The organism is Kitasatospora sp. NPDC051164 (assembly GCF_044455625.1).
Lineage (GTDB): Bacteria > Actinomycetota > Actinomycetes > Streptomycetales > Streptomycetaceae > Kitasatospora.
Genome location: NZ_JBITFB010000014.1, coordinates 186,975 through 212,630 on the forward strand (window position 1 = coordinate 186,975; position 25,656 = coordinate 212,630).

Genomic DNA, 25,656 nt, shown 5'->3' on the forward strand with positions numbered 1-25,656 from the left:
GTGGGGGGGGGGGGGGGGTGGGGGGGGGGGGGGGGGGGGGGGGGGGGGGGGGGGGGGGCGGGGCGGGCCGCCGCGCGCCCCCCCCCCCCCCCCGGGGGGCCCGGGGGGGGGAACGAACTGCCACGGCCAGAACGGCGGGCGGGTCCTGGTGGGGTACAGCACGGGCCGGGCTTGCTGCTCGGCGGTCGCCCGCTCGGCGCGTTCCCGTACCGCTTCCTCCAGGAGCCGGGGGTCGTTCAGCGCGTCTCCGCAGGAGACGGTCACGTGCTGACCGAGCCTCCAGAGCTGGGCGTTGACGGCGCAGCATGCGGCGTTGAGGGGGTCGAGGTCGTTCAGCCACCAGCGGTACTCGGCGGGGTCGGTGTCGAAGAACCGCATCGTGGCGGCGGCGGCCCGGGCCATGGTGCCGGTCCCGGCGGCGGCTTCGAGGAACAGATCGCCGGGCCTGCGGTCGGTGGAGAAGAGGATGTCGCCCATGTGGTCGGCGGCGACGGCCGGGGTGAAGAACTCGCCGGTCGACTGCCGCTCGCTGTAGCTGCGCATTCGAGTGATGAGCAGGCCGAGGATGTCGTCGGACTCGGCGCGGGCGGTGTCGGAGCAGTACTCCAGCAGCCCTGCGCGGACGAGGACCCGGGCGTAGTCGGACAGGCCGCGGATGTCGGTTTCGGTGGGGTGGGAGAGCCAGTCGTGGAGTGGGCGGGCGGCTTCGGTCAGGTCCGGGTCGTACGTCCAGAAGGAGTTCCAGCCGGCCCGAAGTGCGTCGATGAGCTGCTCGTCGTTCAGAGGGAGCAGGAGCGGGCCGTAGTCGGGGCCGTCCGGCCGCGAGGGGGCGGACAGAGCGAGCCCAGCCAGGGTGCCCACCGCGATGGCCCGGTCGCTGGAGCCGCCGCGGTTGGACGTCCACCAGGCATGCGCGGCGTCGGCTATGGCGTGGGCGTGGTCCCGCCCGCTTTCGGGCGCCATGGCGCGGCGCATTCCGGCGGGCGGGATGCCGTACATCGTCACGTCGCGTCTCCCGGCCCCTGCGCGATGAGGCGGTCGAGTTCGGCGACGAGCGGCGGCAGGAGGGTCCGCTTGCGTCCCAGGCGGCTGGAGCCGAAGGACTGCAACCTTCCGGGGTGACCGCTGGGCTGGAAGTCGCTGTCGACAACCCAGGTCCGGTCTCCGGGCATACGGGACAGGCGGTAGGCGGCCTTGTTGAGCAGCGTGCTGTGCTCGAAGAGGAGGAGTTCGGCGTACAGGCCCGTGACGTTTCCGGCCTGGCGTTCGCCCAGGACCGGCACGACGCCGGTGTGCTCCACGGTGGTGTCCTCGTCGGTGATGGTGGCGGTGAACGTCCGGGCGGCGCGCAGCGGGGCCAGCGCTCGTTCGGCCGCCTGATGGGCTTCGGGGAACCCGATCGGGTCGGCGGCGAGGCATCGCCCGGCGAGGGCGAGCGGGTCGCGGGTAAGGGCCTCCGAGAGCTTGAGGGGATCGAGTTCGCGCAACAGCGCGTCGCGCCCGAGGGTCACGAGGTACCAGTACTGCTGAGCGCGGGTGGTGGGGATCATCGTGTCCATGGGGTCCCTTCCTGGGGCGGGGGGCGCTGGCGGGACAGTCCGCCCAGCGGGTCAGTTCGGGGTGCGGCGTCGGCTCAGCTGCTCGCCGAATCGGCTTCCTCGGCCTTGAGGTCTTCGAAGTAGTCGCGGGCGCTGGCGACCAAGCCGGGGACGTCGCACCCGAAGGACTGGGCCGCGTCCAAGAGCGCCGCGAGCATCCCCGCCTCTCGCTCCGCTCCGGCGGCGACGACGGCGCACACAGCGGTGAGGTGGACGGGGTACGCCTCGCTGCGCAGCTCCTCGGCGGCCTGGTAGAGGTCCCGGGAGCTGACCCGCCCGTCTGTCAGGCAGAAGAGTTGCGCGACCAGATCCCCGATCACGCGGTCGGCGCTTTCCTGGTCGTCGACGACTTGGTCGCCGGGGTGGTTGAAGGCGACCTGGGCCATGGCTTCGGCCGCAAGGACGCCGAGCCGAACGCGCTCGGTCCGCTCGGGCACGGGCAACAGCGTCGTCGGGGCGTGCTGGTTGTACGCCTCCAGCGCCTCGCTGGCCCACGCCGCGCGGTCCGCGTTGGTGCACTCGCGGACGGGATTCATGTTGATCCCGGCGTTCCGTGCCACGGCGATGCGGGCGGCCTTGCGTGCAGTGATGGGGATGTCCACGGTTGTCCTCTGGGTGAGGTTCGAGAGTGCGGTCGGTGAGAGCGAGGCCGTCGCTCGATCACAGTCATCACATTACACATTGGAATAACAACACGCAACACATCAGGCCGGGCGACGGTCATCCGCCCACTTCGGGTAGGGAAGCGAAGGCATCCCGAAGACCGTCCTCGACCTCTCGGCCCGGGTCCGCGCAGCAGGCAGCAGGTACCGCAGGTTGCCGGGGTGACGAGCGGCGCGGGCGCCGATCGCCGGCAGGATCTCGGCCAGCCAGCGAGCCGGCTCCTCCTCGGGGCGCAGCGGCCGCGCCCCAAGAAGTTCGAGGCGGCGGACGACCCCGCCGCTGCCAGCCTCCCGGCCGGTGACCTTGGCTTTTGACCGTGCGCTGAGTACGGACCCGTCGGGCAGGAAGCACAGGGACCGGGCGGTGCCGCGGCCCGTGAACCGGGCGCCGAGCGCCTGGTAGACGATGCCGAGATGGCCAGGGGAGCCGATCACCACACCCTCGCCGGTGACCCGCCGGCGCGGCATGGGATCGGCGAAGGAGACGACCCCGCGCACCCCGCTCTCCGCCGCGAGCCGCAGGGCTCGGGACACCAGGAACGTCTCACCGTTGGCCGGAACGGAGGCGCTGACGATCAGGCGGGCCAGTTCGGCGCTCTCCACGTACGGAGCAAGTCCGGGGTAGGGGACGGTCAGCACCCGCTCGTTCATCGGGGAGGCGAGCACCACGACTCCGACCAGGACGTGGCCGTGCACGGTCTGATCGGCTGGGCCGGGCACGGCCTCGGTGTCCAGCATCCCGAAGCGGTGGATGGCCGCGGGCCATCCGGAGAGATAGTGCTGTGAGGTGACGTAGCGGCGTGCCGTCTGCTCGTCGATCCGGACGACCTCGTAGCGAGCCCTGCGGAAGCCTCCTTCCGAGGCGTGCCGCCAGCTGGGTACGCCGAACGACCACCGCTGGGCATAGCCTCGCGGGTCGCCGGCCACCATCGCCCGCAGCTCACCGGCGCTGGGCGTGACCGGCATCCCGTTCACGCCGCCTCCCGGACCGCGGCCAGGTGGCCCAGGAGGTCCTCGCGCCAGCGCAGCGCGTAGGGCAGGCAGTTGGCCTCGCTCTTGTGCGTGCCGCAGGTCCGCTCGAACCGGCCGCCCTTCGACCACGCCATGCTGTCGGCGGAAGCCACGTGCCGCCACGAGATGTCGAGTCCGGTCTTCTTGTAGCCGAAGGCGTGCAGCCTCAAGCCCATGGCGTGCAAGTCCTCCAGGATCCAGCTCGCCGTGAAGGTGCTGGGCCGCCGGCAGATGCTGCCCACACCGACGAGGGGTTCCTTGGTCAGATCGACGCCGGCCGCCGCGAACTTCTCGACGCACCGGGCGTAGTGGGGACGAAGCCATCCCTGGACGACGGGGATGATCGGAAGCTCGGGGGCGAGCTCGCGCAAGGTCAGGAAGTTCGCGACGGTGAGGTTCTGGTGCTGGTCGATCGTCAGGCCGGTCATGCGCAGCGCGTCGTCCTCGCACATGAGGTCCTGCTGGCTGGCCCAGGACAGCCGGCCCACCTCATCCCTGTACCTGCGGATCTGCTGCACGTACTGCTGCGGGGTCGTGCGCCATTCGCCGAACTTGGTGATCTCCGTGAAGCCGCCGCTGTCGAGCGCCCATGGGTGGCCGGCGCGGGGAAGGCTTTTGACGCGGGCGAGCTGGCGGTTCGACACGAACATCGGCACGCGGCTCTCCTTGAGCCAGTGCGGGCGGTGGACGCCGAGCCAGAACGTCGGCAGCGGCGGTGCCGCCTGTGCGGGCTGTGCTGGAACGAGAACGGGCATGACCTCTCCAAACGTCAAGGCATTGAGTGGGGGCGGTGCGGCCGCGCGGGACCTCCGCGCGGCGCGGCGGGCGGGGCTCACCAGCCGACGAGACCCTTGTGCTGCGCGGCCGCGAGCTCCCACAGACGCGCGTGGAGCCGGGTTGCGTCGCCGGGCCCGCAGCCGTACCGCTCGAACACGGCCCGGGCCGCGACGGTGCGGGAGCCCGCGAAGGCGAGGTCGCCCTGCGCGACACGGAGCCGGGTCAGGGCCCGTGTGGCTGCGACGAGCCGTGCCGCGTCGATGACCGGTGCGAGGCCCGGGCCGTGGGCGGGGGTGTGCATGAGGGCGGTCACCTGTTCGCCGACTTCAGGGCACAGGTTCTTGGCAGACGTCAGCCAAGGACGGCGGGCGCTGGTGAGGGCCGGGGACCAGCTCTGGCCGCGGTCGGTGCTGACCACCGCGCACTCGAACTGGAGGCTGACCCGGTACGTGAGCGACACGGCGGCCCGCACGTCCATGTGCTCCCCGTGAGCCACACCGCTCTGGGCAAGGCCCGGCGTGAAGCGCACCTGGGCGGCCCGGCCGTGGATGGTGGTCTCCAGCTCGTAGTTCGCCTGAACCACGGCTTCGACGTCGAGCTCACCGGGGCCCGAGGATCCCGGGAGGGGGAGGGCCTGGTGGAGCAGGCCGGCGCGGAGCTGCTGGGCGAGAAGTTCCGAGAGGTCCTGGGCTGTACAGGTTCCGGTGGCGTGCGTGATCGAGCGAATCCCAGCGCGTGCCGCAGCGAGCAGCTGTTCCTCGGCGACAAGCGGGTCGAAATCGGCTGAGGGCATGACGGAGCGCTCCATGAGACGAGGCGGGGAGAGGCGACGTACGACTGGCGGGTGCGTCGGGTTGTCGGGTGCGTCGGGTGGCCGGCGGCGGGGGAGCGCGGCCGGGGCGCGGAGTGAAGGCGGCGAGTGGAGGGCCGGGGCGTGAAGGTGCCGGGCGCGCGGTGGTGGAGCTGCGCCAGGGGCGGGCGGCTGTCTCAGCGCACCCCCGCGGGGCAGGGGGCCGCAGCGAAAGCAGTGGGTGCCCGGCCCGCCTGCGGCCGGTGACGGCGGAGCCGGGTGGAGGCGCGAGGGCCGGTCAGCGCTCGGAGGCGGGCAGCGGCGCTCGGTCGAGTTTGAAGAAGCACCGGCCGAGCTCCTGCGCGGACCACGTGAACGGGCGCCAGTCCTTCTCCCGGACGGTGACGGTGACGCCGGTCGGTGATTCCTCGACCGCTTCGACCCGCACGATCGGGAAGTGGCCGCTGGCGACGCCGTCGCGCATGAGGCGGTCCCCAGGCCCGACCTGAGCCTGGACCTTGCCGCCGGTGTACCGCGTGTAGGGCACCAGGACCTGCGGGATCCCTTCCGGCACGGCCAGCGCACGATCGGTCAGCATGTCGGCCAGGTGCTCTCTGATCAGCGCGTAGAGGCGCCGGGAAGGCGGCGCCTCCACCGCGAGTGCCACGAACGCCAGGCGCAGTGCCTCGTCGTCCAGGCCAGGCGGATATCCGCGGCTGTCGGCGCGGGTGAGGACGTCCTCGGCGTACCGGTGAGCCAGACGCCCGCGGTGGAGGGACCCGGCGGCGGGCGGACTCGCGGCGACGCACGCCGGGCAGGACAGCGGTGCGTCGGTGACGCGCACCGGGTCCAGGTGCTCGTAGTGGTGGACAACCGAGTACCGGCCCGCGTCGCAGGCCACGTCAATCAGAAAGCCGGTGTGGCTGTTGAGCAGACCCTCGTGAACGGCGCCGTCGTGGCCGATGAGGTTCTTGTGGTCCATGTCTTCTCCGCTGCCCAAGGGGCAGCGTCCTCGCCTTCGGTGCGTCGGGTGGGTGGCTGGTGGCACGGGCGCGGTGCTCGCGGCCCCGCGCCCCACGTGCCGTCCGGCCTACTTGCTGAGGTAGAACTTCACCCCCCGGCACACGACCAGGATCGGCCCCGTCGCGTTGATGATCAGCTGGTACGCCTCCTGCTCGGAGACCGATCCCGCCTCCGCCACGGTCTCGTCGAACCGGGTCTGACCTTGGAGGTAGCGGATCAACTCGTACTTGGCCATCGGCCCGTCGAGCGGAATCGTCGCCCCCATCGGCGAGTGGGAGTCGCTCAGGCCCCGCCCGATCCATCCGGCCGAGAGCTGGAGCGGGGCCGGGAACGGGACGCGGTGCGCGAGGTGCCGGGCGACGGCTTCGTGGGCGCGCTGGTCCCACATTCCGTTCCAGACATCGCTCGCGTTCCTGGCCTCCTCGTCGTACGCCGCCAGGGCCCGGCGCATGTTCAGGTACTCGTTGTCCTCACGGAAGAGCCGGGACGCGGACCAGTTGCCGGTTGTGTCGAAGCCGTCATCCATCGACTGCCCGTCGTGCTGGCGGCCGACCATCCAGTGCCCCGTGGACTCGTCTACGCCGAGCCACACACCCTCGAAGGAGCCGCGCCACTCGCGCCGCGCCTGGTCGACCACGGTCCAACCCTGGTGCTGCTCACCGGTCTTGATGCGCATGAGTGTCTCCTGATCTCGTCGGTAGGGAAGGGGTGGGCCGCTCAAGCCGAGGGGCGAGCACCACCAACTGAGATCACAGTACACAGTGAAATGTAAACACGCAACGGAGTTGGGTCGTGTGCCCCCGGGCGTCAGGGTGCCATCGGGGCGTCGGCTCGGATCCCGGCGGCGAAGGCGGAAGCCGTCAGGACCAGGACCGAGCAGCGAGTTACCCCCACGCGCGGCCGGCCTCCGGCTGCAGGGCGGGGTAAGCGGTGGCCAGGACCTCCTCTCCGATGAGAGCGGGCCCGCGCGAGTACGCGAGGGCCTCCTGCCCGTCGCCGGACTGCACAACGGCCAGATCCGCATGGCAGCCGGCGACCCTGTGCACGGCCCGGCGGAGGTCTTCGTTGCCGGTGAGCAAAAGCCTGCCCGGCCCGAGGGGATCGGAGGCGAGACGGGCGAGGCTGATGGAGCCGGGTGCGGGACCTGCGGTGCGGGCGGCGAAGTCCAGGCTCGCGTACATCTGGACGACGTCGGGGCAGCGGCGGCCGGCGGTGCGGCGGACGGCCACGCCGTGGCTTCGGCCGGCAACTCCACCAGCGGGAGGTTCGGGGTCGAGCAGGTGCAGCGTGCGGAAAGGGTTGGAGAGTTCGTCCTCGACGCCCGTTACGGCGCGGTCCCGGAGCGCGTACATGCTGACCAGGCAGGCAATGTCCGAGGCGACTACCGATCGGGCCGGGCTCTTGTGGCCGGCGGCTTCAGCGGCCGCCACAAGGCGCCCCTGCAATTCTGCGCGGCTGTACCGGCTGATCGGTGAGTACCCGAAGAGGTAGCGCCAGCTGGGCACATGGCACCCTTCGGCGCTCACAAGCCACCAATGAAGCAGCCACAGGCTGGTGTCGAGCTCAAGGAAGGGGTCTGCTCCGACTTCCTCGTCCAAGAGCCAGTGGGCACGGTCGGTGGGCACCAAGTCCCGGCCGTGCCGGGCGGCCAGTCCGAAAGCCTGGGACCAGAAGGCCATAGCCGGGACCATGCTCTTGCCGACGCCCAGCACGACGGTCGCGTCGGGGCGGCGCAGGGCGGCGTGGTCCTGGAGCAGGGCGAGGTAGACCTTGCGGAGCCACCCGCCGCGAGGTGGGTAACCGCGGTGCCGGCCGAAGGCGGGCAGGCAGCCGGTCATGGGGGTGTGGTTCGGCACGGTGATCCCTTGGTGAGGCTCAGTCGAGTGAGAGGGGGCTGCGGTCGGAGAGGGTGAGCCGGGCGACAAGACGCGCGAGGGGCTGCGCCCAGTCGGCCGGGGTGCCGGGGACGAGGAAGTCCTCGCTCCAGGTGGTGCCGTCGCCGACAAGCGGTCGGCTGGTCACCTGGACGTGGCGCAGGCGGGCTCCGGCGGGGTCGATTACGAGCTCGTAGGACCGGTTCTCGGTGTCGATGTACCAGCTCAGACAGCCCTCGGCGTCAGGGCATCCACAGGCCGGCATGTACACGCGGGTCCGGCTGGGGATGGGCAGGACGGCGCGCAGCGCCTGAGTGACGGCCTGGCCCTCCGTGTGGTCGTGAACGTGCGCCACGTTTCCTCCTTTCGGCCCGGCCCACGGAAGTGGGCCGGGCCGGTCGGCTACCTGCTGGACGTGAGGGCGTCCAGCAGCTGGTCGGTGGTGCGTGTGGCGATCGCGAAGCGGATCATCTTCATGACGTCGTCGCGGTGGCGGGCCATGTCGCGCGCCTGGGCGAGGGTTTCCTCGGCAAGGCGAGGCTGTGCGAGGACGTCTCCGCAGCCGACGACCGCCCGGGGGCCCAGTTCCCAGACGAGGGCATTGACGGCGGCTCCGGCGGCGGCGAGGGGGTCGAGTTCGAGCATGACCCAGCCGCGCTCGGCCGGGTCCTCGCCATCGCGGCGCAGCTCCTGCGCGGCGGAACGAAAGAGCCCTCCGGTCCCCGCGGTCGGCTCGAGCGCCCACTCGCCGCGCTGGTGGGGCCGCTTTTCTGAACTGCCTTCGTTGGCCAGCATCGCGACGATCAGGCGGCTGACATCGGGCGGGGTGTGGTACTCGCCGAGGCTGCGCCGGGAGTGGTGGTGGCGCAGGCTCGTGATGACCCACGAGAGCAGGTCGATCCGGGACCGTTCGGCGGGGTCGGTGTCTCCGGTGTGCTGGAGGACCCCGTGGCGCAGCGCTGCCCGGGTCACGGCCCGCACGCCCGCGAGGTGCGTGTCGTGGAGATCCTCTCTTGTCCAGTCGAACAGCGGGCGGGCGGTGGTCCACAGGTCGGGGCGAAGGCGCCAGTAGTAGTTGGCGCTCTCAGCCAGGCCGCGGACCAGGACGCGCGGGGGTTGTGCGGCGATGTATGCGGCGATCGTGTCGGCGGCCTCGGCGCCCGGGGACTTCTGGGGCCACAGGGCGAGGGCGGCGACGACCCCTGCGGGGATGTCCAACCGGCTGCCGCCGGCGGCGTACCAGGCGTCGGCGACCGCTTCGCCGAGGACGGAACCGGGGCTGCGGCTGACGGTGATCGGAGGGCAGTCGGTCGTGCCGGCGTGCCGGGCACAGCCTGGATCGGTGCAGTTCTGGGCCTTGTGGGTGAGTACCTGGTCAACGACCTCGATCACGAGGGCGGAGGTGGTGTCAGTGGACATGAGGGTTCCAGGGCGTAGGTGGGACTGCTGGTCAGGAACAGGAAGGCAGGGGCCAGGGCCGCGGGCGGGAACGCACCGTCCGCGGTCCCCCGGACCTGCACGTTGTGGTGACGGGTGCCGTACGAGCGGCCACACCCGGCACATTCAGAGGACTCCGCGGCGGGACAGATCCGGCTCGCATAGGGAGCACGACCCGCACGGCGCGTGCGCGGTGCATCCCGGTTCCGGGAGGGCATGGGCCGCGCCGTCCTCGCGACGGATGAACTTGGGCCACTCGCGTTCGTACAGGAACTCACCGGCCCACTCCCGGGACTGGAATCCGGGGATGCGCGAGGCGTCGTTGGCCGCATCGGGCTGGGCGACCCACGTGGTCGAGCCGTCCGAGAGGGTGTGTTCCCACACGTACCCGTGCACGGTGGGGCTTGTCTTGTTCACCACGAGGAACCCGCGGGTGTAGTCGTTGTGGGCGGGCTGGAAGTCGATGCGCTGGGCGAGGCCGGGCAGCATGATCACGCCTCCGAAGGGTGAGTGCGGGTGGTGTTGGGGGTGCGGAGTTTGAGTGAGCCCAGCCCCTTCGGTGGCCTGCACGCGCTCCGACTTGGGGTGCGAGGCTCATTCCTGGGCGACCAGGGCGATTAGGTGCTTGCTCGTGTGCCGGGCGGCGTAGTGCACGCATGGAGAGGTGGACTTGCGCAGCTCAGGGGCTCGGGCTTGCGGCTTGCGGGGAACCGGATGCCGGACTTCAGAGGCTCACTACCGTCACCGAGTCGCGTCGGCGGAGTTCTTGACCACTCGGCCGCGCGGGGTGAGGATCCACACCTCGTCGGGTGCTTCGCCCCGTTTCGGCGCGACCTGGGTGGCGGAGCGCCTCCACACGAGCAGATACGCACTGGGGTCTGCGTCGGGGAAGTCTGCGACCGGACTGTCGGCGAGAGGCGTGCCGTATTTGACGCCGTCGTAATAGGTCGGGCCGTGGTGGTGGGACACGCGGCGCTTAAGTGCCCGCTCGGGAACTTCCTGGTTCGGGGCGAACTCCATCGCCGTCAGACCGGCCGGCTTCTGCCGGCGCGACGGTATGAACGTGAAGTACACAGTCATCGGCGCTAGTTCCCCGAGTCGGTGAGAGCGGGCTGAGGTGATGTTGGCTGTGCCCCACCGCGCCGCCGTGGGTGGCGGCAAGGCGGAGAGGCGTTGCCGGTCGGGTCGGACTGCTTGGCTTTCAGGCGTTCCGCGGTGCGCTCGGCGCGGCGGCGTACTTCACGCACGCGGGCATGGAGTCCCGCAGATCGGGGCCGCGCAGCCCGCGGCTTCCGCGGGGGAGAAGACCGCACTTGAGGCGCTCTCGGCCGTCTTGGAGTTGCTTGAGCACCTTGTTGGCGCACCCTCCGCAGATGGCGGAGGGGTTGTCGAGATCGGCGCCCAGAAGCGGCACCCGGGTCGCGGGGTGCTCGCCGCGGTCGAGGTGGATGCGTATCGAGCCGCGGCCGGACCGAGCCGGGGCGGGGATCAGGGGCGTGGTCATGATGGAGGTCCTTCCGGGCGGGATATCTGTCGGGGCGGCGGCACCGAGGGCATCGGTGCCGCCGGGGGCTTGTGGTGCTACTTGGCCTTGCGCTGGTCGACTCGGTGGGCCTGTGATGCCGCGCGCATGACCTCGTCGAAGTCGAAGCCGAGGCCATGGGTGTAGGCGCGCAGATCGTTGAGCAGCACGTACAGCGCCTTCGAGAAGGTGGAGTAGGCGTCGTCTGCCATGTGCACGCGGAGGGCGGCAGCGGCGTCGCTCGCGTGCACGTAGTTGTCGAAGAGGTGGTCTTCGGCGGCCGAGTCGTCGGTGTTGGTGATCGGCTCGACGTACGGTGCAAGGTTCGGCATGGCGGCCAGCGGCCGTTCGTCGAGGCGCGCCCTTGCGTCGCCGTCGAGGCAGCGCTCGAAGTCGGCCCGCATGTGGCTGGCCAGGTGCATCAGGTCGGTGGTGACGTCCACAAGGGTCAGCCAGATGTCGTTGCTGCTCTGGCGGTAGGCGAGAAGGGCAGCGGCGACCTCATGGGCGACGGCAACAGGCATGGCAGGGCTCCTGAACGGCAACGGGGTGGACTCGGCGTGGACTTGAAGACCCGCCAGCGATATGAACAATCTACATAATGAAATACGAATACGCAACGCCGCGAGGTTAGTGAAGGCGGGGCCGGTCAGTCAGCCGTCCCCGCTCTCCACCGAGTTCGAGCGCTCAGCGCAACCCGTGGCGGCGCGAAGCCGCTCTACTCGCTCCCGCCCGCATCCCTGCGCGCCCGCAGCTCTCCAGGCGGCTGCCGACGGGGCATCGTGCCGACGAAGACCAACAGCGCCCCCAGCGCCACCCCGGCGGTAATGATCGCGCCCACAACGCTGCCGGGCTCCAGCATCCACACGCTGACCAGGGCGACGGCGGCACTTGGCACGCCCCATCGAAGCGCCCATCGGCCCCATGGGCTTGGGCTCTTCCTACCGACAACCGGCATCAGTTCCTCCTCGGCTCTGGATGCCGGCCGATACCTGCATCTGTTCGTGAATTCTGCGGCCCGGGAAGGGGGCCTCCCGGGCCGTGACTGGGTCAGGCGCAAAACTGCTCACCGTCGAAGTACGCCCCACGGGCCATGCGGGTGTTGGGAAGGACGCCCGAGACAACCGGGGAGGACAGGCCCGGGACGTCGACGAAGCTCGTGTATCGGTCCAGGGGCCGGGCGGCCACCCGGGTGTCGCCCCAACGGTGCCCGACCGCGTTCAGGGGGCCGAGGGCCACGTTCAGGTCGTTCATGATCGAGAAGCCGAGACCCTGGTAGTAGCTTTCCAGCTCCGGGAAGCAGTTAAGGGTCAGCAGCCCGTAGCCGGCGCGTGTGAAGCGGCGTACGGAATGCCGGATGAGTTCGGCCCCGATGCCTCGCCCGCGCTGATCGGGGTCCACGGCAACCGCGGTGATGATCGCGATTCGTTCCGCCAGAAGGTGCGCCAGCGGCACGTCGAGGCCGGGATGGTCGAAGAGCCACAGCGGGGCACCTCCGAGGAGGACGCCGAACGTCTCGCCTTCATCGCTTTCGGCCACGACCATCAGGGCCCGGAAGGGGGAGAGGGGTCCTTCCTGCGGCAGGGACAGGTTCGGCCGGACATCCTCAAACGCGTTGGGATCGTCGGGGTTCACGTCGGCGAGGAGCCGCATGACGGCGTCCGCATCGGAGGGCGCCGCGTCGCGAAGGGTGATGCCGGGCAGACGGGTGCGGTTGGTAGCCATGGTGACTCCTGGAGTGCTGCGAGGCGTAGTGCGTCGCTTCTGGAGGGAAGGGCCGCCGGAGGCTCCCTCAACGGCGGCCACGGTCATGCTGGACCGGGGCGGGATCCGGGCCACCGGGCCGGACCGACCGGAGCCGAAGAGGCTGCTGGGCGGCGGGGATGCCAGCTGATACCTGCATCCGTGGTGCACTCCCCGGCCCCGGAGGCTAGGCCTCCCGGGGGGCGGGGGTTCTGTCGACGTGACGAGCGGGGCGCGGCGGACCTGATGTGCACGGTCTTGGCAGGACTTCTCCGGTGAAGGCCGGGTGCCTACGACCGGGGGTGAGGATGTCCGGACTCGGTGGCGGCGAGGTAGGTCTCCAGGCGGGTGATGCGTGCCTGAAGCTGATCGCGGAGGCGGAGGGCAGCCTGTAGGTCGCGCTGGGTGGAGGTGCGCCGGTCGGGGGTCCGGTACTGGGCGTATGTCCGGTCGGCCTCGGAGACGCGGTCAGTGTCGGTCTCGTGGACGGTCAGGACCGCCCGGATGACTTGGTGTGTGCTGGCCGCGACCAGGGCGGATGCTGGCCTCGAAGTCCAGTCGCCTGTGCGGATGGTGACGGGGAAGTCGGTGGTGTCACCCCCGCGTGCCAGGGTCAGGCCCGGGGCCAGGACCTCCGTTCCGTCGATGGTGAGGATCGGGCTGTGTTTGACCGGTGCTCCGTAAGGGAGCGGGCGCGTGCTTCCGCTTCGTCCGAAGGTCAGGCTGAACCGGGTCGGGACGAGGGCGCGCAGCTTCTCCGTACCGAGGAAGATGTCTCCCTGCGTCTCGTCGTCGTAGGCCGGGGATACGGCCACCATGCCAGCAACCTGATTGCCCTCGACGGCATACATGTGCGCGGCTACCTGGTGCCGCACCATGGCCAGCTCCGGACTGGTGGGCTCCAGGCGCTGGACACGAACGGGTCCGAAGATCGTGGCGGCTGTAGTGGTCTGGGACATGCGGGGCTCCGTAGGGCGCGAGAGGCTGTGCGTCGTGTGTCTGGCGGGAGGACCGTCGGAGGGTCCAACAGGGTGACCAAGGCCGTGGTGGGGCCGGGGGCGGGATCCGGGCGGTAGGGGGCCGGGTCGACCGGAGCCGAGGAAGCTGCCGGGCGGCCCGGGTGCGCTGTGCGGTGGGGCGTCAGTAGATGTGGCGGCCGTCAGGAACGGTCTGTCCGATCAGGCGCCAGGGCGGGCCGTCATTGAGAACGCCCATCGGGCACCGATCCGGCCGATGCGTCGACAGGTCGGCCTCGATGGCCGTGTACCAGTGCTGCGTGAGCGGGCATCGCGTTCCGCGTGCGCATCCCGGCCGCTCCGCGACGAACACGTGGTACACGTCCGGAGAGGTGGGGAGGGATCGACGGAACGATTCGGCGATGCGCTTGCCGTAGGCCGCCTGACTCTCGCCCCGGTAGCGGCGCCAGACCTCCTTGCCATAGACAAACTGGGTCTGGCCGTCGCGGTCGAGCCGCCAGCGCAGTGAGGAGCCGTAGCGCGGGCTGTCGGGGGACGACTCGTCTGCGCCCGCGGGCGCCGCTCCGGTCATGTCGAGAACGGTCTGGCCGGTCCCGGCGAACGCCTGGGGCACGGCCAACGCCCAATAGGTGGTGGCGCTCTCCTGCCACTGGTACGGCCTCCGCCGCTCGTTCTGTGTCCCCGCCTTGCGGCGCTTTATGAGCGGCTTGTTCCGCTTCATCTGTATCAGTCCCCGGATGCGCTGGGACGGCGCGACGCCTAGAGCTGCGCTCGTCAAGTGGGTTGGTGTGGTGGGGCGTTGGCCCGACCTGAGAGAAACAGTACACATTGAAAAGCTAATACGCAACGCCCTAGGAGGTGTCCCCACCACGCCGTGCAAGCTCCGCACCCGCTTGGAACCGGTCCCAGGCCAGCCGGCTGTCGACCGCGTCCTCAATCGCGCTCCAGACCAACCCTCGTGCGGGGTCCTCCGGAACGTGGGGCTCACCACGGTTGCCCCGGATCACCGTGACCGTCTCGCCGACCGGCGGCCGGGCCCGGTGGACGAGGATGCAGGTGGGCGTTCCGTGGCCCGGGATATAGGCCCCGGAGGTATCAATGATCCAGCGCGCATCGAAGCGGGGCAGGAAGTCGGTGATGTACCGCTTGCCGAACTCCCGCTTCATGAACGAGTTCGCGGTCAGCTGCGCCACGAAGCCGCCCGGGGCGGCCAGGTGCTCGAGCATCAGCGCGGTGAAGGGCAGGGCCAGCGAGTACTTGCCGACCGCCACCTGCGGGTACGCGGCGCGGACCTGGTCGCGGACGGAGGGGTCCTTCGGGGTGATGTACGGCGGGTTGGCCACGCACGCGTGGTAGGCGCCGGCGGCCAGCAGGGGCTCGGTGCGGTCCAGCAGGGAGTCGGCGGCGGCCACGTTGACGGGCCACGACGCCGGGACGCGGTCCAGGCTCAGGCCGAGGACGTGCGCCGAGCTCGCCAGGAGCCGGTAGGCGGTCAGCGCGGCGGCGTACGCGTCGAGGTCCACACCCGACACTGCGGCGAGCGCCCGCTCGACGGCCTGCGGCCCGTGCCCGACCGGAGCGGGCCGGCGGCCGCGGATCGGCGGGACGCGGACCATGTGGAACGCGGCGACGGCGATGTGCCCGGTCCCGCAGGCAGGGTCGATCATCCGGACATCGGCCGGCCCCCACTCCTCCATCGCCGGCTCCAGCGACAGCCGCAGCAGGAGACGGGCGACCCAGGGCGGGGTCTGGCACAGGGCGCGCCCCTTGCGGGCCTCCTCGGACAGCAGCTGGTAGGTGTCGCCGAGCGCGTAGCCGTCCACGCGGTGCGCACCTTCCAGGGCGGGGTGCCGGTCCCAGAACTCCTCGATGGCGGCCCAGGCGGCCGCGCCGAGCGGCTGCTCCCACAGCGGCAGTACGGCCGGATCGGAGAGTGGGGTGAGCGCGGCGTGGCAGTTGGCGAGGCTCTCCAGGGACTTCAGCAGGCCGCCCGGGCCCGGCGGGCGGTCGTCGGCCGGGGCCAGGGCGTGGTCGTGGGCGTGCCGGGCGAGGGCCGCGGCGTGGATCCACAGGGCCGCCGTGCGCCGGTCGCCGGTGTCGCGCGTGACCGTGGCGGTGAGCTTGTCGTAGGCGCTCGGTGGCAGGGTGCGGGTGGTCATCTTTCCTCGCAGGTTCGGGTGCTACTGGCTGTCGGTCATCGCGGCCCAGACCTCGGCGAAGGCAGGACGGGCCTTGTCCTGCACGCCGGCGGGGGCGGTCACGTAGAAGTCCTCGGCCGTCCCGTACGTCTTGGAGTCCGGGCGGACGCGGGTGCGCACGCGGGCGATGCCGGCGCCGTGGGCGTCCGTGGAGTGCTCGACCGGGCGGTTCAGCGCCGTGGCCGCGGTGGTCAGGAAGGCGCCGGCTTCGGTGCGGCTGCCGGTGCGGACGGTTTTCACCGACCGGTAGACGGTGCCCTTGATGCCGTTGTCGCGGCATTCGGGCTTGGCGCATCGGTCGCCGTGAGCGGTCTTGCACTCGGGCCGTCGGCCGGCGGTGTAGACGCGCTGCACCCGGTAGACCGCCCAGGGCTCCTCGTTGAGCCGGGCGTCGAACTGGCCGAGCGCCTCGGTGTTCTGGTCGTCGGTGACCCGCCGGAACAGGGTGTCGTCCTTGTAGAGGGAGCTGTTGTCGTTCAGGGCCATCGACAAGTACTCCAGGCGCAGCACGCGCGCCGCGAGGTCGGGGTACTTCCGCAGCCGCTTCAGGTGGTCCGGCGTCGGCGAGCACACCCCAGAGAACGGACAAACCGGGCAGTACGACTTGGACATGTTGATCCCGAGGTGGTCCTTGACGTAGCCCTGCACGTCCTTGCGGCCCCAGCCGAGCCGGAGCAGCGGGTAGTCCAGAGCGAAGGTCTGGCGGCCGGCCTTTTCGTTGCGCTCGGCCTGGGCTTTGTTGGCCTTGACCGCGCGCTTGCGCTCGTCGGCGTTGTAGCCGAACAGCTTGCCGACGGTCTGGCCGCCGGCCTCCCGCAGTTGAAGATCGTCAATGGCGAAGGCCTTGAACTTCTGCGCGCACTTGTGCCCGCCCGCGTACTGCGGAACGGTGCCGTTGGCCTCCAGTTCGTCCATGAGGGTCCACTGGCCGCGGTCGAAGACCTTGCCGGGATTCGTGGTGTCGGAGAGGACCTGGATGCCGGCGGACTCCAGGTGGCCGGCGCGCGCGACCTGCGTGTACCGGATGCCTTTCGTCCGCAGCAGCGGCAGGACGTGGTTCTCGACGTCGGCGATCGTGTCGGGAAACTCGAACCCGGTCATCGCCGTCACGATCGAAAAGTCGGAGAAGTCCTTGGCGATCCCGAAGGCGGTCGGATCGTTGATGATCGCCAGGGCAAGCGCCGTCGAGTCGACGCCGAGACCGAAGTTGAGCGACTTGTGCGTCGTCGCGCGGAAGGATTCCAGAGCGTCCGTGGAGGCGACCTCGGCAGGAGCCGGCACGCCGGAGTACTGCGTTGCGGGGCCGGCCTTGTCGAGGTCGGGTTCGAACAGGGCGAGGGAAGTCATGGGCGTACCTGTGGGGGAGGGGCGGGTGCGGCCGGGGAGGGCCGCACCCGCCGAGGGAGAGGGGGATCAGGGCTGGGACTTCGCGGCGCGTGCGGCGTCGAGGCCTGCGGGGGTGAGGAAGGGCCGGTGCTTCGGGCCGGTACGGCCGTCGTCGCCGTCGGCGTCCCGGTACTCGACGAGCGTGAGACGGGCGAGGGCTGCGGCGGTTGGCCAGCTGACGTCCCGCAGCGCGCCGTCCTCGTCGGCGGAGTCGACGGCCGACAGCTGGGAGTCGTTCAGGATCGCCCGCCGCCCGGCGCCGGTGATGAAGTACGGTCCAACGCCCTGCGCCTGCGCCAACTCCGCCGGCAGCCGGAAATCGTCGCCGTCGTTGCGGTAGACCAGGCCGTCGTCCAGGTAGACCTGGAGCGTGGTGCGGCTGCCGTGTGACGTGAGGTGCCCCGACGGATGGGCACATGCGGCACGGAGGTGCTGGGGCGCCGGCGGGTAGGACTTGGCCTTGGCGCTCATCGCGGGCCCTCCAGCGCGAGAGTCGGCACCGCGGAGAGTGCTGACGCCTGCGCACCGATCGCCGCCGCCGTGACCTTGAGTCCGCAGCCTGGGCGCTCGCACTCCTCCGTCGCCCGCGGGTTGGGCCACCGGCAGTCCGGACAGCTCCACATCAGCCCCGCCGAGACCGCCGCTGAGGAGATGGCGGCCCTCTGCTCCGTGTCGGCAGCGTCCAGGAGCTGTTCCAACACGGTGGGGTGCGGGGCGTGGTGGTGACTGTGGTCGTCGAGGACGACTGTGTCCTCGACGACGACGCGCAGCGGTACGGTCCCGTCCGGCCGGACGACGTGCTCGGGGTCGGCGCTGTCGAGGTGGACCGAGACCCGCACGACACCGTCCTCGGCGTCCACGTAGCCGAAGACGAGCACACCGGCCACCTCGATGCACGAGGGTCCGTCGTCATCGGCGGCGTAGAAGACGGCACCGCGGTTGAGGCCCTCGGCCGTCACGGCGTCGGGGAAGGCGAAGTTCAGGGGAACGATCCGAGAGCGCTGGGGCCGTCCGATCTCCTCGGAATACAGCTCGAAGCCCTGATCGGGCACCGCGTTGCCGTCGGTTCCGTAGTAGAGGTCGATCGCCTCGGCGTCGTCGGCCGGAGGCTCATCGGGCACGTCGCCCTGGCCGCCCACGTTGGCCCAGTTGCTGCGCACGTGCGTGGCGAGCTCCGCGAGGGCAGCGCCCTCGGTGGCGTACGGCGCCGTGGAGTCCTCGTGGCGGGTCCAGATGCGCAGCATCCAGACCTGCTCGCCCGGGCGAGGTCCCAGGATGGCGGAGACGGCCGGGGACCGACGGCCGCCGGCCTCGGAGACGATCTGGGCGTGAACGCGCTGGGCGAGTTCACGGTAGGGCGACGGCAGTTCGGCCGCGGCCGGTGAGTGGGCCAGGGTGCCGGCGATGCGCACCAGGCTCTCGATGTCGGAGGGGCGGAAGCGTTCAGCGAGCATGGTCATCCTCGTAGGTGGCAGAGCCCGGCGGTCACGGGTGGGCCCGGCGGGCGTAGAAGTGGAAGCGCTAGATGTCGAGTGCCTGGAGCGCCGCCACCAGGGCGAGGGCGCGCTTGCGCTCGGGGGACACCCGCACGCGGCGGATGCGCTTCGGGTCGGAAGGAAGCTGGATGCCCACGGCACCGCCGCGGTCATCCCGGCGCAGCGCGTACTGGTCCGCCGAGAGCATCCAGGCGTCCCAGTCGTCGGCCTTGCGCCCGGCACGCACCTGGGATTCCGCGGTGGGGGCCGTGACGGGGCAGGAACAGGCCGGGTCGTCGCAAGGACGGCCCGCCGGATGCCGGGCGATGACGCCGCCCGGACGGTAGGTGGCGCTGGTGCCGTTGAGCGTCGGGCACGCCTTCTCCGCATACATCAGGCACGGCGGGTGGAGTGCCGGTTCCGGCGCGTACCCGACGCTCACGTCCTGCGGGCGGACCAGCACGTAGAACCACCGCTCCAGCGGCCGTTCGCAGATCTGGCACAGGCTGTTCTCGAAGGCCCGGGCGCGCTTGCCCGAGTGAAGCCCGCCGAAGACCGGCAGGCCGTTGTGCTCGAACGAGACGTACGGGACGACCAGGCCGCCATGGGTGGGACGGTGTGCGCACGCCGCGGGAATCGCCGGGGCGCTCACTGCGGATCACCACCGGCGAGCTCCCAGGAGGGGCGGGCGAGTTCGACCAGGAAGGTGTAGGCGGAGTCGCTGGCCTGGAGCAATCGGACGACCGGGAGGTGCCGGTACTGGTCGAGGAACTCTCCGATCGTCAGCGCGGTGTGGTGCGTGTGGTGCGCGTTGTCCGAGCAGTTGCCGTTGCCGAAGGAGACCAAGCGCTCGCCCTGGTGCTGCGGCCACGTGTAGGCGGCGAGGAGCTCGGCCTGGCTCCAGTTGTTCGGGTTGGCGCGGACCTTGACGAGCTCGGCGCCCGGCACCAGGTCCCTGAGCGAGTCGAGGGGCGGCGTCCGGCGCGGTTGGGGGCTGCTCAGGGGCATGGCGGTCTCCCAGTTCGAGACGGGCGCTTCGTGGCCCGGGCGGTGAGTTGAAGGGCTGCGGGATTCGCCGCGCAGCGGTGCAGCGGCCGGACAGCCGCCCTCACAGCGCCGGCGAAAGCCGGCGTACGGGCTGTGAAGGAGAGGGCGGCCGATCGACCAGACACCCACACACTACACATTGAAATCTAGATACACAACATAATGGTGCGGGGTGTTCCCTCATCGCCGCATGACACGGCGAACCGGGCCGTCAGCAGCGCCACGCACAGCGCGCGGATTCCTCCCTGCTCCCACAGCGCCTGGGACTCCGGCACCGCAGCAGGCCACCACTGCACCGATACCCCGTCGCGCACCACGTCGACGGCGACTCCATACCCGTCGTCCTTGCTCCAGTCAGCCATGCGCACATGCGGGCGCAGCACCTCAACGGCACCCTCGTGGAGGCGGATAGCCTCCTCCTTGGCACTGCGCGCGGCCCTTCGCAGGGCATGGGCCTGGGCGGCGGACACCGGTCGGTAGACGGTGCTGGCCTCCTCGTTCTCCGCGAAGACGACCAGGGCTCCCCCCTGCGCCGCGAGCACTCGGTCCCGGCCGGCTTCGGTGACCAGTTCGAGCAGCTGTTCCGCGGAGACGGTCGTGTCGGGTCCGCTCTCGGGAACGGCGGAGGCCCGGTAGTGCCCGTGCCGCACGAGGTCCAGGGCGTGCCTGACGGCCAGCATGGCGCGGGCCAGCTCGGTGGAGCCGGGCTGCCCGTTCGCGGCGTAGCGGGTCAGCCGCTGGTGGACTAGGGCCGCTTCCCGCTCGTCGGGTTCGTCGAACTGGCTGGGGACCACCTCCCGAATGGCGAGGTCGATCACCTGCGTCAAGTAGCCGGCGCAGAAGGGCCTGCGGCGGAGCAGGCGAAGCGCCAGACGTTTGGACGAGCTGGCAAGGACGGTGGCTGGAGCCTCGGACACGAGGTGACTCCTCCCTGATTCGCCGGTCACGAGCCGGGCTGGTGGATGTACGCGATCCACGCCTCGTACTCGGCGGCGCCGAGCACGGGGGGCGGCACGATGGGGGCGCGCCCGAAGCACCGGTCACAGGGACGTGCGCCCAGTTCGGCGCCGGTGGCATCCCGTCGGCGGCCTGGCAACGCTGTGCCGCAGACGGCCAGGTCCGCCGGAATTGACGGGTCCAGCCTCAGATGCAGGTCCTGGCCGTGAAGGACCGGGCGGACCACGACACCCCCGGTTTCGGAGTCGGGGCCGAAGTGCCGCGCCAGAAACGTGACGGCACGGGCGTGGGCGGCCTGGGCTCGCTCCGCCAGAGTCCGGGTGTCATCCGGCAGCTGTTCGACGGCGCGCAGAGGCTGCCGCATGTCTGCCGCCAGCCGGTCGACGAGGGCCCGCCCCTCGGTGAGGAACTGCGGCGCGTCGCCGCGGGGGTCGTCGCTACGCTGGCCGACCCAGATCCAGGACAGGGGCACGAACGCGGCCAGCTCGCTCAGGAGCCCGTACCGGCGGCTGACAGCCCAGGTGGCATATGTGGCGCACGGCCGGTGGGTGCAGGAACCGGCCGGCGCCTGGCAGGCGCGCAGCTCGAAGCGGAAACCGAGCTCGGTCGCGGCAGTGTGAAGGATGCCGAGCTCCGCCATCGCGCCGCTCGGTTGCGGCCTTGCCCACCAGGCCGGTACGCCGCCGACCGATGGGCCGGGTTCGGTGCTGTGCCCGAGCCCCTGCGCCTCCCCTGAGCGGGCGGAGGCCAGAGTTCGGTGAGCAGAGACGACGCGGGCGCCGTCGATCACGAGATAGGTCATCGGGGGGTCTCTCCGATTCGGCCGGGCGCAGCAGCGCCCGGCCGTCGAGATGGAAACGCCAGAGGGATGAGGGTCCGGCGATGGGGATTAGGCGAGCGACTTCATGGCCTTGGCGGGCTTCTTCGGCGCGGCCTTCTTGGCAGCCGCCTTCTTCGCCGTGGTGGCGGGGGCAGCGCCGCCGGTGAGGCTGCCCTTCGGGGCCTTCTTCACGGCCACCTCGCTGCCCTTGGGCAGCTTCTTCGCGCCGCTGACGAGGTCCTTGAAGCCCTGCCCCGGGCGGAATCGGGGAACGGAGGTCTTCTTGACCCGCACCCGCTCACCCGTCTGCGGGTTGCGGGCGTACCGGGCCGGGCGGTCGACCTTCTCGAACGCCCCGAATCCGGTGACGGAGACGCGCTCTCCGGCGACAACGGCGCGGAGGATGGCGTCGAGCACGTGGTCGACGGCGTCGGCGGCCTGCTGGCGGCTGCCCATCTTCTCTGCGACCGCTTCGACGAGCTGGGCCTTGTTCATGGCTGAACTCCTGTGCATGTATAGGGATTTGGGTGCCAGGCGGTGGCGCTGGCATGGGGCCCGCGAAGGGAAACGGGGCGCGTCGTACGGAGCGGCATGAGCGCCTCCGACAACCACCACAGTACACACGAAAAAAATAACACGCAACGCTAATCGTCATGTTGACGAGAGAGGTGGGGTCGTGTCACTCTGACGTAGCGACAGCGGGTTGGAGCGCCAGGCGAGTTGATGCCGCGCTCCCCGCCACCGCCTTCCTCAGACCATCCACGCGGTACATGACCTCGGGAGAACACCCGTGAACACGAAGCTCGTTGCCTCCACCGCCGCCACCCCGATCCCGGCGTCCCACCCGCTCAGCATCCACGCCACCGACCGCGCATCCGGCGTCCTTCTCGGAGCCGCGTGCGGAGACGCGTTGGGCGTGCCCTACGAGTTCGGCCGCCGACTGACCGCCGACGAGCAGCCCGCCATGATCGGCGGCGGCCTGGGCCCGTACAAGCCGGGCGAGTACTCCGACGACACGCAGATGCACGTGTGCATCGCCGCAGTCGCCGCTACCGGCGCCGACCTGACCAGCGACGGGGCGCTCGACCAGATCGCCCGCAACTTCCACCGCTGGCGTGACGGCGGCGCGAGCGACATCGGGAACCAGACCCGCAGCGTGCTCGGCGCCGCGAAGGCCCACAAGACGGGGACACCCGCACAGGCCATGCTGGCGGCAGCCGACGCCTACACCGCCCGCACCCGGTTCAGCGCGGGCAACGGCTCCCTCATGCGAACCGGCATCGTCGCCCTCGCCTACCTGGACGACGTCGAGGGAATGGTCAGGGCAGCCACCATGATCAGCTCCCTCACGCACTCCGACCCCGAGTGCGCTGAGGCGTGCATCCTGTGGTGCTCCGGCGTCCGCGTCGCGGTACTCGAAGGCACCTTCGACGGCGTCCGCCAGGGTGTCGCGCTCCTTCCCGCAGACCGGCAGGAGATCTGGCACGCGAGGCTGGACGAGGCCGAGGCGAACCCGCCGCACCACTGGGAGCGGAACGGGTACGTGGTCACCGCCCTCCAGGCCGCGTGGTCCGCCATCACCCGCACGCCCGTCCCCGACCTGGCACCGGAGCGCGACTCATTCCCCGCCCAGCACTTCCAGCTCGCCACCGAGGCGGCTGTCCGCGCGGGCAACGACACCGACACCGTGGCCGCGATCGCAGGCACCCTTCTCGGGGCGCGCTGGGGCGTCTCTGCCATCCCGCTCGACTGGCAGCGGGCGGTGAACGGCTGGCCGAAGATGTCCGGCCCCGACCTCGTCCGTCTGGCCGTCCTGACCGCCCGCAAGGGTGACGACGACAGCGACGGCTGGCCGTCGGCCCCGCGCGTCAAGATTCCCGGCTATGCGGGTGCGGCCTTCACGGTGGCTCACCCGGAGGACCCCGGGGTCATCCTCGGCAACCTCCCGATGACCGAGTTCACCGGCACCCCGCCGGTCGACGCCGTCGTCTCCCTGTGCCGCATCGGGCAGGACCCGGTCTTCTCCCGGATCGACGCTGAGCACGTCCGCGTCTGGCTTGTCGACAAGGAAGGCGCGAACCCCAACCTCCACTACGCCCTTGACCAGGCGGCCCGCCAGGTCCTCCGGCTCCGCAAGGAAGGGAAGCGCGTCTTCCTCCACTGCGTCGCGGGCCGCTCGCGCACACCCGCCGTGGCGGCGGCCTACAGCACACTCTTGGGAACGGACCCACACACCGCCCTGACGGAAGTCTGGACGGTCCTGGGCAAGCACTGGACCCTCCTGGCGCACCCGCAGCTCCACGACGCCGTCTACGAATTGGCCGGGCAGCCGCCGTACCAGCCGCAGCCCCGCCCCCGCCGTAGCCTCTTCTTCCGCAAGCGCGGTTGATTCCGGCACGGTGCGTGGCACCGCCGCAACCAGGGGCGCGGTCTCCGGCGGAGACCGCGCCCCTCTCGGTGCGCCGTCAACTCGTCAGCGCCCCGCTAGGACAGACACAACGACCAGATGCAGATGCACCCGGAGCCCGTCGGCCATATGGCCGACGGGCTCCGCGTTTCCGGGCCATCTGCGCAGCCCGTGGCCCCGCCGGGACCGGACTTCTGACAGGCCGATCGCCTGGCAGGGCGACGCGCTTGCGGCGCGGCCCGGAGCCCGGTCGAGCGCGCGCCATGGGGGCCGGCGGCTTCCCGCCAGCCCCCGGCCGTGCCTCGCGCCGTCCCGCTACGCCCGGGCGTCGAAGTTGCCGGACCCCCTGCGGCTGAGGACGTGGTCGTAGACAGTCCGGCGGTACCAGTGGTCTTGAAGGACCCGGGGCTTTCCGCCGTCCCCGGCCGTCCGGTCGGCGAACGGGACCTGCCCGCGGGCGTGGTAGGCGTGGATGGTCTCGCGCGCGAGGGGTTCGCCGCGGGTGGCCATGCCCAGCACCTCGGCGAAGTCGTAGATGTCCAGCAGGTCCAGGGGGTCGCCCTCAGGCAGCGGGTTGACCAACGCCGGCCCGGTGCCCTTGGCGGCCGCCCATACGTGGGGGCGGTGCTCCTTCACCCACGCGTCGACCGCGTGCGCGGCATACGTGCGCGGACGGGTGCGCAGGGGCGTCGGGAAGGCCCGGCGGATGACCTTCTTGCCGTCTCGCTTCTCCTTGACGCTGATCCACTGCAGCCCGGTGCGCTCGGAGACGCCATACCGCGGGCCGATCATCTCCGCGGTCAATTCCGTCTGCTCACCGCGGGCTTCGGCCACCGACTCATCCGCCGGCGCCGGCTCGACCTGGACGTCGGCAGAGGAGTCGGCTGCCGGCGTCTCGGGCCACGCCTGACCCGTCAGTTCCGTACGACGCTGGGCCGCGGTCCAGGACCGCCGGCGGTTGTGCCGGACCCACTCGTCCACCTCGGCCGCGCTGTAGCCGTTCTCGCCGGCCTCCGGGAACCCCTCAACGCGGGTCCACCCCCTGGCCGTCTGACCGCTCACGCTGTACGTGCTCGCGATGGCTTGGGCATCGACGTACCCCGTCCGCGCGATGGAAGCACGTTCCGAGCTCTCGCCGGCTGCAGGGGCCTGTTCAGCGACCGCCGGCTCCTCAGACGCCTTCTGGCGGCGCATGCGACGAGGCCGGTTCACGAACTCGTATGCCGTCTCGCGGAACCACATGCGTTCCGTCACCTCCGGCCGCTCCCCGTCCCCCGGCTTGCGGTCGGGCCCCGGCATCTTCTTCCGGGAGATGTACGTCCGCAGGGTGACCTCGGGCACCGGCTCCTTCCGCCCGAGGGCCTTGCCCTCCCAGGCGGCAATGTCCGACAGCTTCACCAGGTCCCTCGGACCGCCCTCAGGCAGGCCGTACGGGTTGTCCGAGTCCTGCCCCTGCGCCCAGTAGACCGGGAGGTTCTCGCGCAGCCAGTCGTCCACCAGCGCAGCGTCGCGGACCAGGGTCCGCCCGGGACCGGACGGCCATCCCTCGGGGAAGCCCTCGAGCGTGACCCAGTAGGCCACGTTGGCTTCGTTGACCTTGTACTTGGTCGCGATGTCCTGCGAGGTCACAAGTTCATCGGCGTCGGCGGGAATCACTGATACTCCTTGTCGGACCGGCAGTGAACCCGCAGGCCGTAGTTGTGGCCCCGAAGGTGGGGGCCTGGGTGGAACGAGCTCGAGCTGTGACCGGCATCGCCGGCTCCTCTCCGCGCCGGCGCCCTCGATCGTGCAGGGGCAGGCGCTAAAGTACATCACGTTTGGCCAATAGGCAACGTAAGTGACCGTGGGGGTGGGGTGGGGGGGGGGGGGGGGTTGGGGCCCCCCCCCCCCCCCCACCCGCGGCGGGGGGGGGGGGGGGGGGGGACAGTACTGGTGGGGGCCCCAATTTTTTG

28 protein-coding genes and 1 pseudogene are annotated in these 25,656 nt (G+C 70.9%); 1 reads left to right on the forward strand and 28 read right to left on the reverse strand.

Annotated elements, in window-relative coordinates; all coding sequences use genetic code 11:
• Window positions 1-1,001: 1,001 nt before the first annotated feature.
• The 27 genes and pseudogenes from ACIBEC_RS22270 to ACIBEC_RS22400 form a co-directional block, all read right to left on the reverse strand.
• A complete protein-coding gene (locus ACIBEC_RS22270) occupies window positions 1,002-1,559 on the reverse strand; it encodes a hypothetical protein (RefSeq protein ID WP_396288596.1) in 558 nt (185 codons plus the stop codon).
• A gap of 74 nt (window positions 1,560-1,633) precedes the next feature.
• Window positions 1,634-2,200, reverse strand: a complete 567-nt coding sequence (locus ACIBEC_RS22275; protein ID WP_358829576.1) for a hypothetical protein — start codon at window positions 2,198-2,200, stop codon at window positions 1,634-1,636.
• Between the two features lie 102 nt (window positions 2,201-2,302).
• The gene (locus tag ACIBEC_RS22280) at window positions 2,303-3,235 is read right to left on the reverse strand and encodes a hypothetical protein (RefSeq protein ID WP_396288599.1); all 933 of its coding nucleotides are present in this window, start codon (window positions 3,233-3,235) and stop codon (window positions 2,303-2,305) included.
• On the reverse strand, window positions 3,232-4,026 hold the full coding sequence (locus ACIBEC_RS22285) for a hypothetical protein (RefSeq protein WP_396288601.1): 795 nt from the start codon (window positions 4,024-4,026) through the stop codon (window positions 3,232-3,234). Before ACIBEC_RS22285 ends, ACIBEC_RS22280 begins: the two co-directional genes overlap by 4 nt.
• A 77-nt stretch (window positions 4,027-4,103) precedes the next feature.
• Window positions 4,104-4,841 (reverse strand): hypothetical protein, encoded by a 738-nt coding sequence (locus ACIBEC_RS22290; protein ID WP_396288602.1) that lies wholly within the window; start codon window positions 4,839-4,841, stop codon window positions 4,104-4,106.
• Window positions 4,842-5,136: 295 nt separating this feature from the next.
• Window positions 5,137-5,820: a hypothetical protein gene (locus ACIBEC_RS22295; protein WP_396288603.1), complete on the reverse strand. Its 684-nt coding sequence runs from the start codon at window positions 5,818-5,820 to the stop codon at window positions 5,137-5,139.
• A gap of 108 nt (window positions 5,821-5,928) precedes the next feature.
• Window positions 5,929-6,537 carry a hypothetical protein gene (locus ACIBEC_RS22300; RefSeq protein ID WP_396288605.1) on the reverse strand — a complete coding sequence of 203 codons (609 nt, stop codon included), beginning with the start codon at window positions 6,535-6,537 and terminating at the stop codon, window positions 5,929-5,931.
• Window positions 6,538-6,745: 208 nt separating this feature from the next.
• Window positions 6,746-7,717, reverse strand: coding sequence for a DUF4007 family protein (locus tag ACIBEC_RS22305; protein ID WP_396288607.1), 972 nt, complete (start codon window positions 7,715-7,717; stop codon window positions 6,746-6,748).
• Window positions 7,718-7,736: 19 nt separating this feature from the next.
• A complete protein-coding gene (locus ACIBEC_RS22310; protein ID WP_396288609.1) occupies window positions 7,737-8,090 on the reverse strand; it encodes a hypothetical protein in 354 nt (117 codons plus the stop codon).
• Window positions 8,091-8,137: 47 nt separating this feature from the next.
• Entirely contained in the window at window positions 8,138-9,154 is a 1,017-nt protein-coding gene (locus ACIBEC_RS22315) for an N-6 DNA methylase (protein ID WP_396288611.1), read from the reverse strand.
• Window positions 9,155-9,298: 144 nt separating this feature from the next.
• The gene (locus ACIBEC_RS22320) at window positions 9,299-9,661 is read right to left on the reverse strand and encodes a hypothetical protein (protein WP_396288703.1); all 363 of its coding nucleotides are present in this window, start codon (window positions 9,659-9,661) and stop codon (window positions 9,299-9,301) included.
• Between the two features lie 252 nt (window positions 9,662-9,913).
• Window positions 9,914-10,252 carry a hypothetical protein gene (locus ACIBEC_RS22325; protein ID WP_396288613.1) on the reverse strand — a complete coding sequence of 113 codons (339 nt, stop codon included), beginning with the start codon at window positions 10,250-10,252 and terminating at the stop codon, window positions 9,914-9,916.
• A gap of 121 nt (window positions 10,253-10,373) precedes the next feature.
• Window positions 10,374-10,676, reverse strand: coding sequence for a hypothetical protein (locus ACIBEC_RS22330; protein WP_396288614.1), 303 nt, complete (start codon window positions 10,674-10,676; stop codon window positions 10,374-10,376).
• Between the two features lie 77 nt (window positions 10,677-10,753).
• Window positions 10,754-11,218: a hypothetical protein gene (locus ACIBEC_RS22335; protein ID WP_060880235.1), complete on the reverse strand. Its 465-nt coding sequence runs from the start codon at window positions 11,216-11,218 to the stop codon at window positions 10,754-10,756.
• Window positions 11,219-11,412: 194 nt separating this feature from the next.
• On the reverse strand, window positions 11,413-11,592 hold the full coding sequence (locus ACIBEC_RS22340) for a hypothetical protein (RefSeq protein WP_396288617.1): 180 nt from the start codon (window positions 11,590-11,592) through the stop codon (window positions 11,413-11,415).
• A 152-nt stretch (window positions 11,593-11,744) separates the two neighbouring features.
• Window positions 11,745-12,419 (reverse strand): GNAT family N-acetyltransferase, encoded by a 675-nt coding sequence (locus tag ACIBEC_RS22345; protein ID WP_396288618.1) that lies wholly within the window; start codon window positions 12,417-12,419, stop codon window positions 11,745-11,747.
• 308 nt (window positions 12,420-12,727) lie between these two features.
• Window positions 12,728-13,396: a hypothetical protein gene (locus tag ACIBEC_RS22350; protein ID WP_396288620.1), complete on the reverse strand. Its 669-nt coding sequence runs from the start codon at window positions 13,394-13,396 to the stop codon at window positions 12,728-12,730.
• 181 nt (window positions 13,397-13,577) lie between these two features.
• Window positions 13,578-14,135, reverse strand: a complete 558-nt coding sequence (locus tag ACIBEC_RS22355) for a hypothetical protein (RefSeq protein WP_376265154.1) — start codon at window positions 14,133-14,135, stop codon at window positions 13,578-13,580.
• A gap of 130 nt (window positions 14,136-14,265) precedes the next feature.
• On the reverse strand, window positions 14,266-15,573 hold the full coding sequence (locus tag ACIBEC_RS22360; protein WP_396288621.1) for an Eco57I restriction-modification methylase domain-containing protein: 1,308 nt from the start codon (window positions 15,571-15,573) through the stop codon (window positions 14,266-14,268).
• Window positions 15,574-15,594: 21 nt separating this feature from the next.
• Complete coding sequence (locus tag ACIBEC_RS22365) at window positions 15,595-16,959, reverse strand: hypothetical protein (protein ID WP_396288623.1); 1,365 nt, start codon at window positions 16,957-16,959, stop codon at window positions 15,595-15,597.
• Between the two features lie 66 nt (window positions 16,960-17,025).
• Window positions 17,026-17,469 (reverse strand): hypothetical protein, encoded by a 444-nt coding sequence (locus ACIBEC_RS22370; protein WP_396288624.1) that lies wholly within the window; start codon window positions 17,467-17,469, stop codon window positions 17,026-17,028.
• The gene (locus ACIBEC_RS22375; RefSeq protein ID WP_396288626.1) at window positions 17,466-18,452 is read right to left on the reverse strand and encodes a hypothetical protein; all 987 of its coding nucleotides are present in this window, start codon (window positions 18,450-18,452) and stop codon (window positions 17,466-17,468) included. Before ACIBEC_RS22375 ends, ACIBEC_RS22370 begins: the two co-directional genes overlap by 4 nt.
• Window positions 18,453-18,519: 67 nt before the next feature.
• A complete protein-coding gene (locus ACIBEC_RS22380; protein WP_396288627.1) occupies window positions 18,520-19,125 on the reverse strand; it encodes a hypothetical protein in 606 nt (201 codons plus the stop codon).
• A complete protein-coding gene (locus ACIBEC_RS22385; protein WP_396288629.1) occupies window positions 19,122-19,481 on the reverse strand; it encodes a hypothetical protein in 360 nt (119 codons plus the stop codon). Before ACIBEC_RS22385 ends, ACIBEC_RS22380 begins: the two co-directional genes overlap by 4 nt.
• 185 nt (window positions 19,482-19,666) lie before the next feature.
• Window positions 19,667-20,437 carry a hypothetical protein gene (locus ACIBEC_RS22390; protein ID WP_396288631.1) on the reverse strand — a complete coding sequence of 257 codons (771 nt, stop codon included), beginning with the start codon at window positions 20,435-20,437 and terminating at the stop codon, window positions 19,667-19,669.
• Between the two features lie 26 nt (window positions 20,438-20,463).
• Window positions 20,464-21,279, reverse strand: a complete 816-nt coding sequence (locus ACIBEC_RS22395) for a hypothetical protein (protein ID WP_396288633.1) — start codon at window positions 21,277-21,279, stop codon at window positions 20,464-20,466.
• Between the two features lie 90 nt (window positions 21,280-21,369).
• A pseudogene (locus tag ACIBEC_RS22400) lies at window positions 21,370-21,792 on the reverse strand (HU family DNA-binding protein); the annotation flags it as partial.
• Between the two features lie 295 nt (window positions 21,793-22,087).
• On the opposite strand from ACIBEC_RS22400, the gene ACIBEC_RS22405 reads away from it, so the two are divergent.
• Window positions 22,088-23,686: an ADP-ribosylglycohydrolase family protein gene (locus tag ACIBEC_RS22405; protein ID WP_396288635.1), complete on the forward strand. Its 1,599-nt coding sequence runs from the start codon at window positions 22,088-22,090 to the stop codon at window positions 23,684-23,686.
• Window positions 23,687-24,019: 333 nt separating this feature from the next.
• Here the strand turns inward: ACIBEC_RS22405 and ACIBEC_RS22410 are convergent, their stop codons facing one another.
• On the reverse strand, window positions 24,020-25,360 hold the full coding sequence (locus ACIBEC_RS22410) for a hypothetical protein (protein WP_396288637.1): 1,341 nt from the start codon (window positions 25,358-25,360) through the stop codon (window positions 24,020-24,022).
• Window positions 25,361-25,656 lie beyond the last annotated feature (296 nt).

Excerpts from the sequence above, each read along its gene's own strand:
- ACIBEC_RS22370 (WP_396288624.1), bottom strand. The coding sequence starts at position 17,469 with ATGAGCGCCAAGGCCAAGTCCTACCCGCCGGCGCCCCAGCACCTCCGT.
- ACIBEC_RS22335 (WP_060880235.1), bottom strand. The coding sequence starts at position 11,218 with ATGCCTGTTGCCGTCGCCCATGAGGTCGCCGCTGCCCTTCTCGCCTAC.
- ACIBEC_RS22315 (WP_396288611.1), bottom strand. The coding sequence starts at position 9,154 with ATGTCCACTGACACCACCTCCGCCCTCGTGATCGAGGTCGTTGACCAG.
- ACIBEC_RS22385 (WP_396288629.1), bottom strand. The coding sequence starts at position 19,481 with ATGCCCCTGAGCAGCCCCCAACCGCGCCGGACGCCGCCCCTCGACTCG.
- ACIBEC_RS22365 (WP_396288623.1), bottom strand. The coding sequence starts at position 16,959 with ATGACTTCCCTCGCCCTGTTCGAACCCGACCTCGACAAGGCCGGCCCC.
- ACIBEC_RS22270 (WP_396288596.1), bottom strand. The coding sequence starts at position 1,559 with ATGGACACGATGATCCCCACCACCCGCGCTCAGCAGTACTGGTACCTC.
- ACIBEC_RS22360 (WP_396288621.1), bottom strand. The coding sequence starts at position 15,573 with ATGACCACCCGCACCCTGCCACCGAGCGCCTACGACAAGCTCACCGCC.
- ACIBEC_RS22295 (WP_396288603.1), bottom strand. The coding sequence starts at position 5,820 with ATGGACCACAAGAACCTCATCGGCCACGACGGCGCCGTTCACGAGGGT.
- ACIBEC_RS22285 (WP_396288601.1), bottom strand. The coding sequence starts at position 4,026 with ATGCCCGTTCTCGTTCCAGCACAGCCCGCACAGGCGGCACCGCCGCTG.
- ACIBEC_RS22325 (WP_396288613.1), bottom strand. The coding sequence starts at position 10,252 with ATGACTGTGTACTTCACGTTCATACCGTCGCGCCGGCAGAAGCCGGCC.
- ACIBEC_RS22350 (WP_396288620.1), bottom strand. The coding sequence starts at position 13,396 with ATGTCCCAGACCACTACAGCCGCCACGATCTTCGGACCCGTTCGTGTC.
- ACIBEC_RS22320 (WP_396288703.1), bottom strand. The coding sequence starts at position 9,661 with ATGCTGCCCGGCCTCGCCCAGCGCATCGACTTCCAGCCCGCCCACAAC.
- ACIBEC_RS22290 (WP_396288602.1), bottom strand. The coding sequence starts at position 4,841 with ATGCCCTCAGCCGATTTCGACCCGCTTGTCGCCGAGGAACAGCTGCTC.
- ACIBEC_RS22395 (WP_396288633.1), bottom strand. The coding sequence starts at position 21,279 with ATGACCTATCTCGTGATCGACGGCGCCCGCGTCGTCTCTGCTCACCGA.
- ACIBEC_RS22355 (WP_376265154.1), bottom strand. The coding sequence starts at position 14,135 with ATGAAGCGGAACAAGCCGCTCATAAAGCGCCGCAAGGCGGGGACACAG.
- ACIBEC_RS22375 (WP_396288626.1), bottom strand. The coding sequence starts at position 18,452 with ATGCTCGCTGAACGCTTCCGCCCCTCCGACATCGAGAGCCTGGTGCGC.
- ACIBEC_RS22345 (WP_396288618.1), bottom strand. The coding sequence starts at position 12,419 with ATGGCTACCAACCGCACCCGTCTGCCCGGCATCACCCTTCGCGACGCG.
- ACIBEC_RS22330 (WP_396288614.1), bottom strand. The coding sequence starts at position 10,676 with ATGACCACGCCCCTGATCCCCGCCCCGGCTCGGTCCGGCCGCGGCTCG.
- ACIBEC_RS22300 (WP_396288605.1), bottom strand. The coding sequence starts at position 6,537 with ATGCGCATCAAGACCGGTGAGCAGCACCAGGGTTGGACCGTGGTCGAC.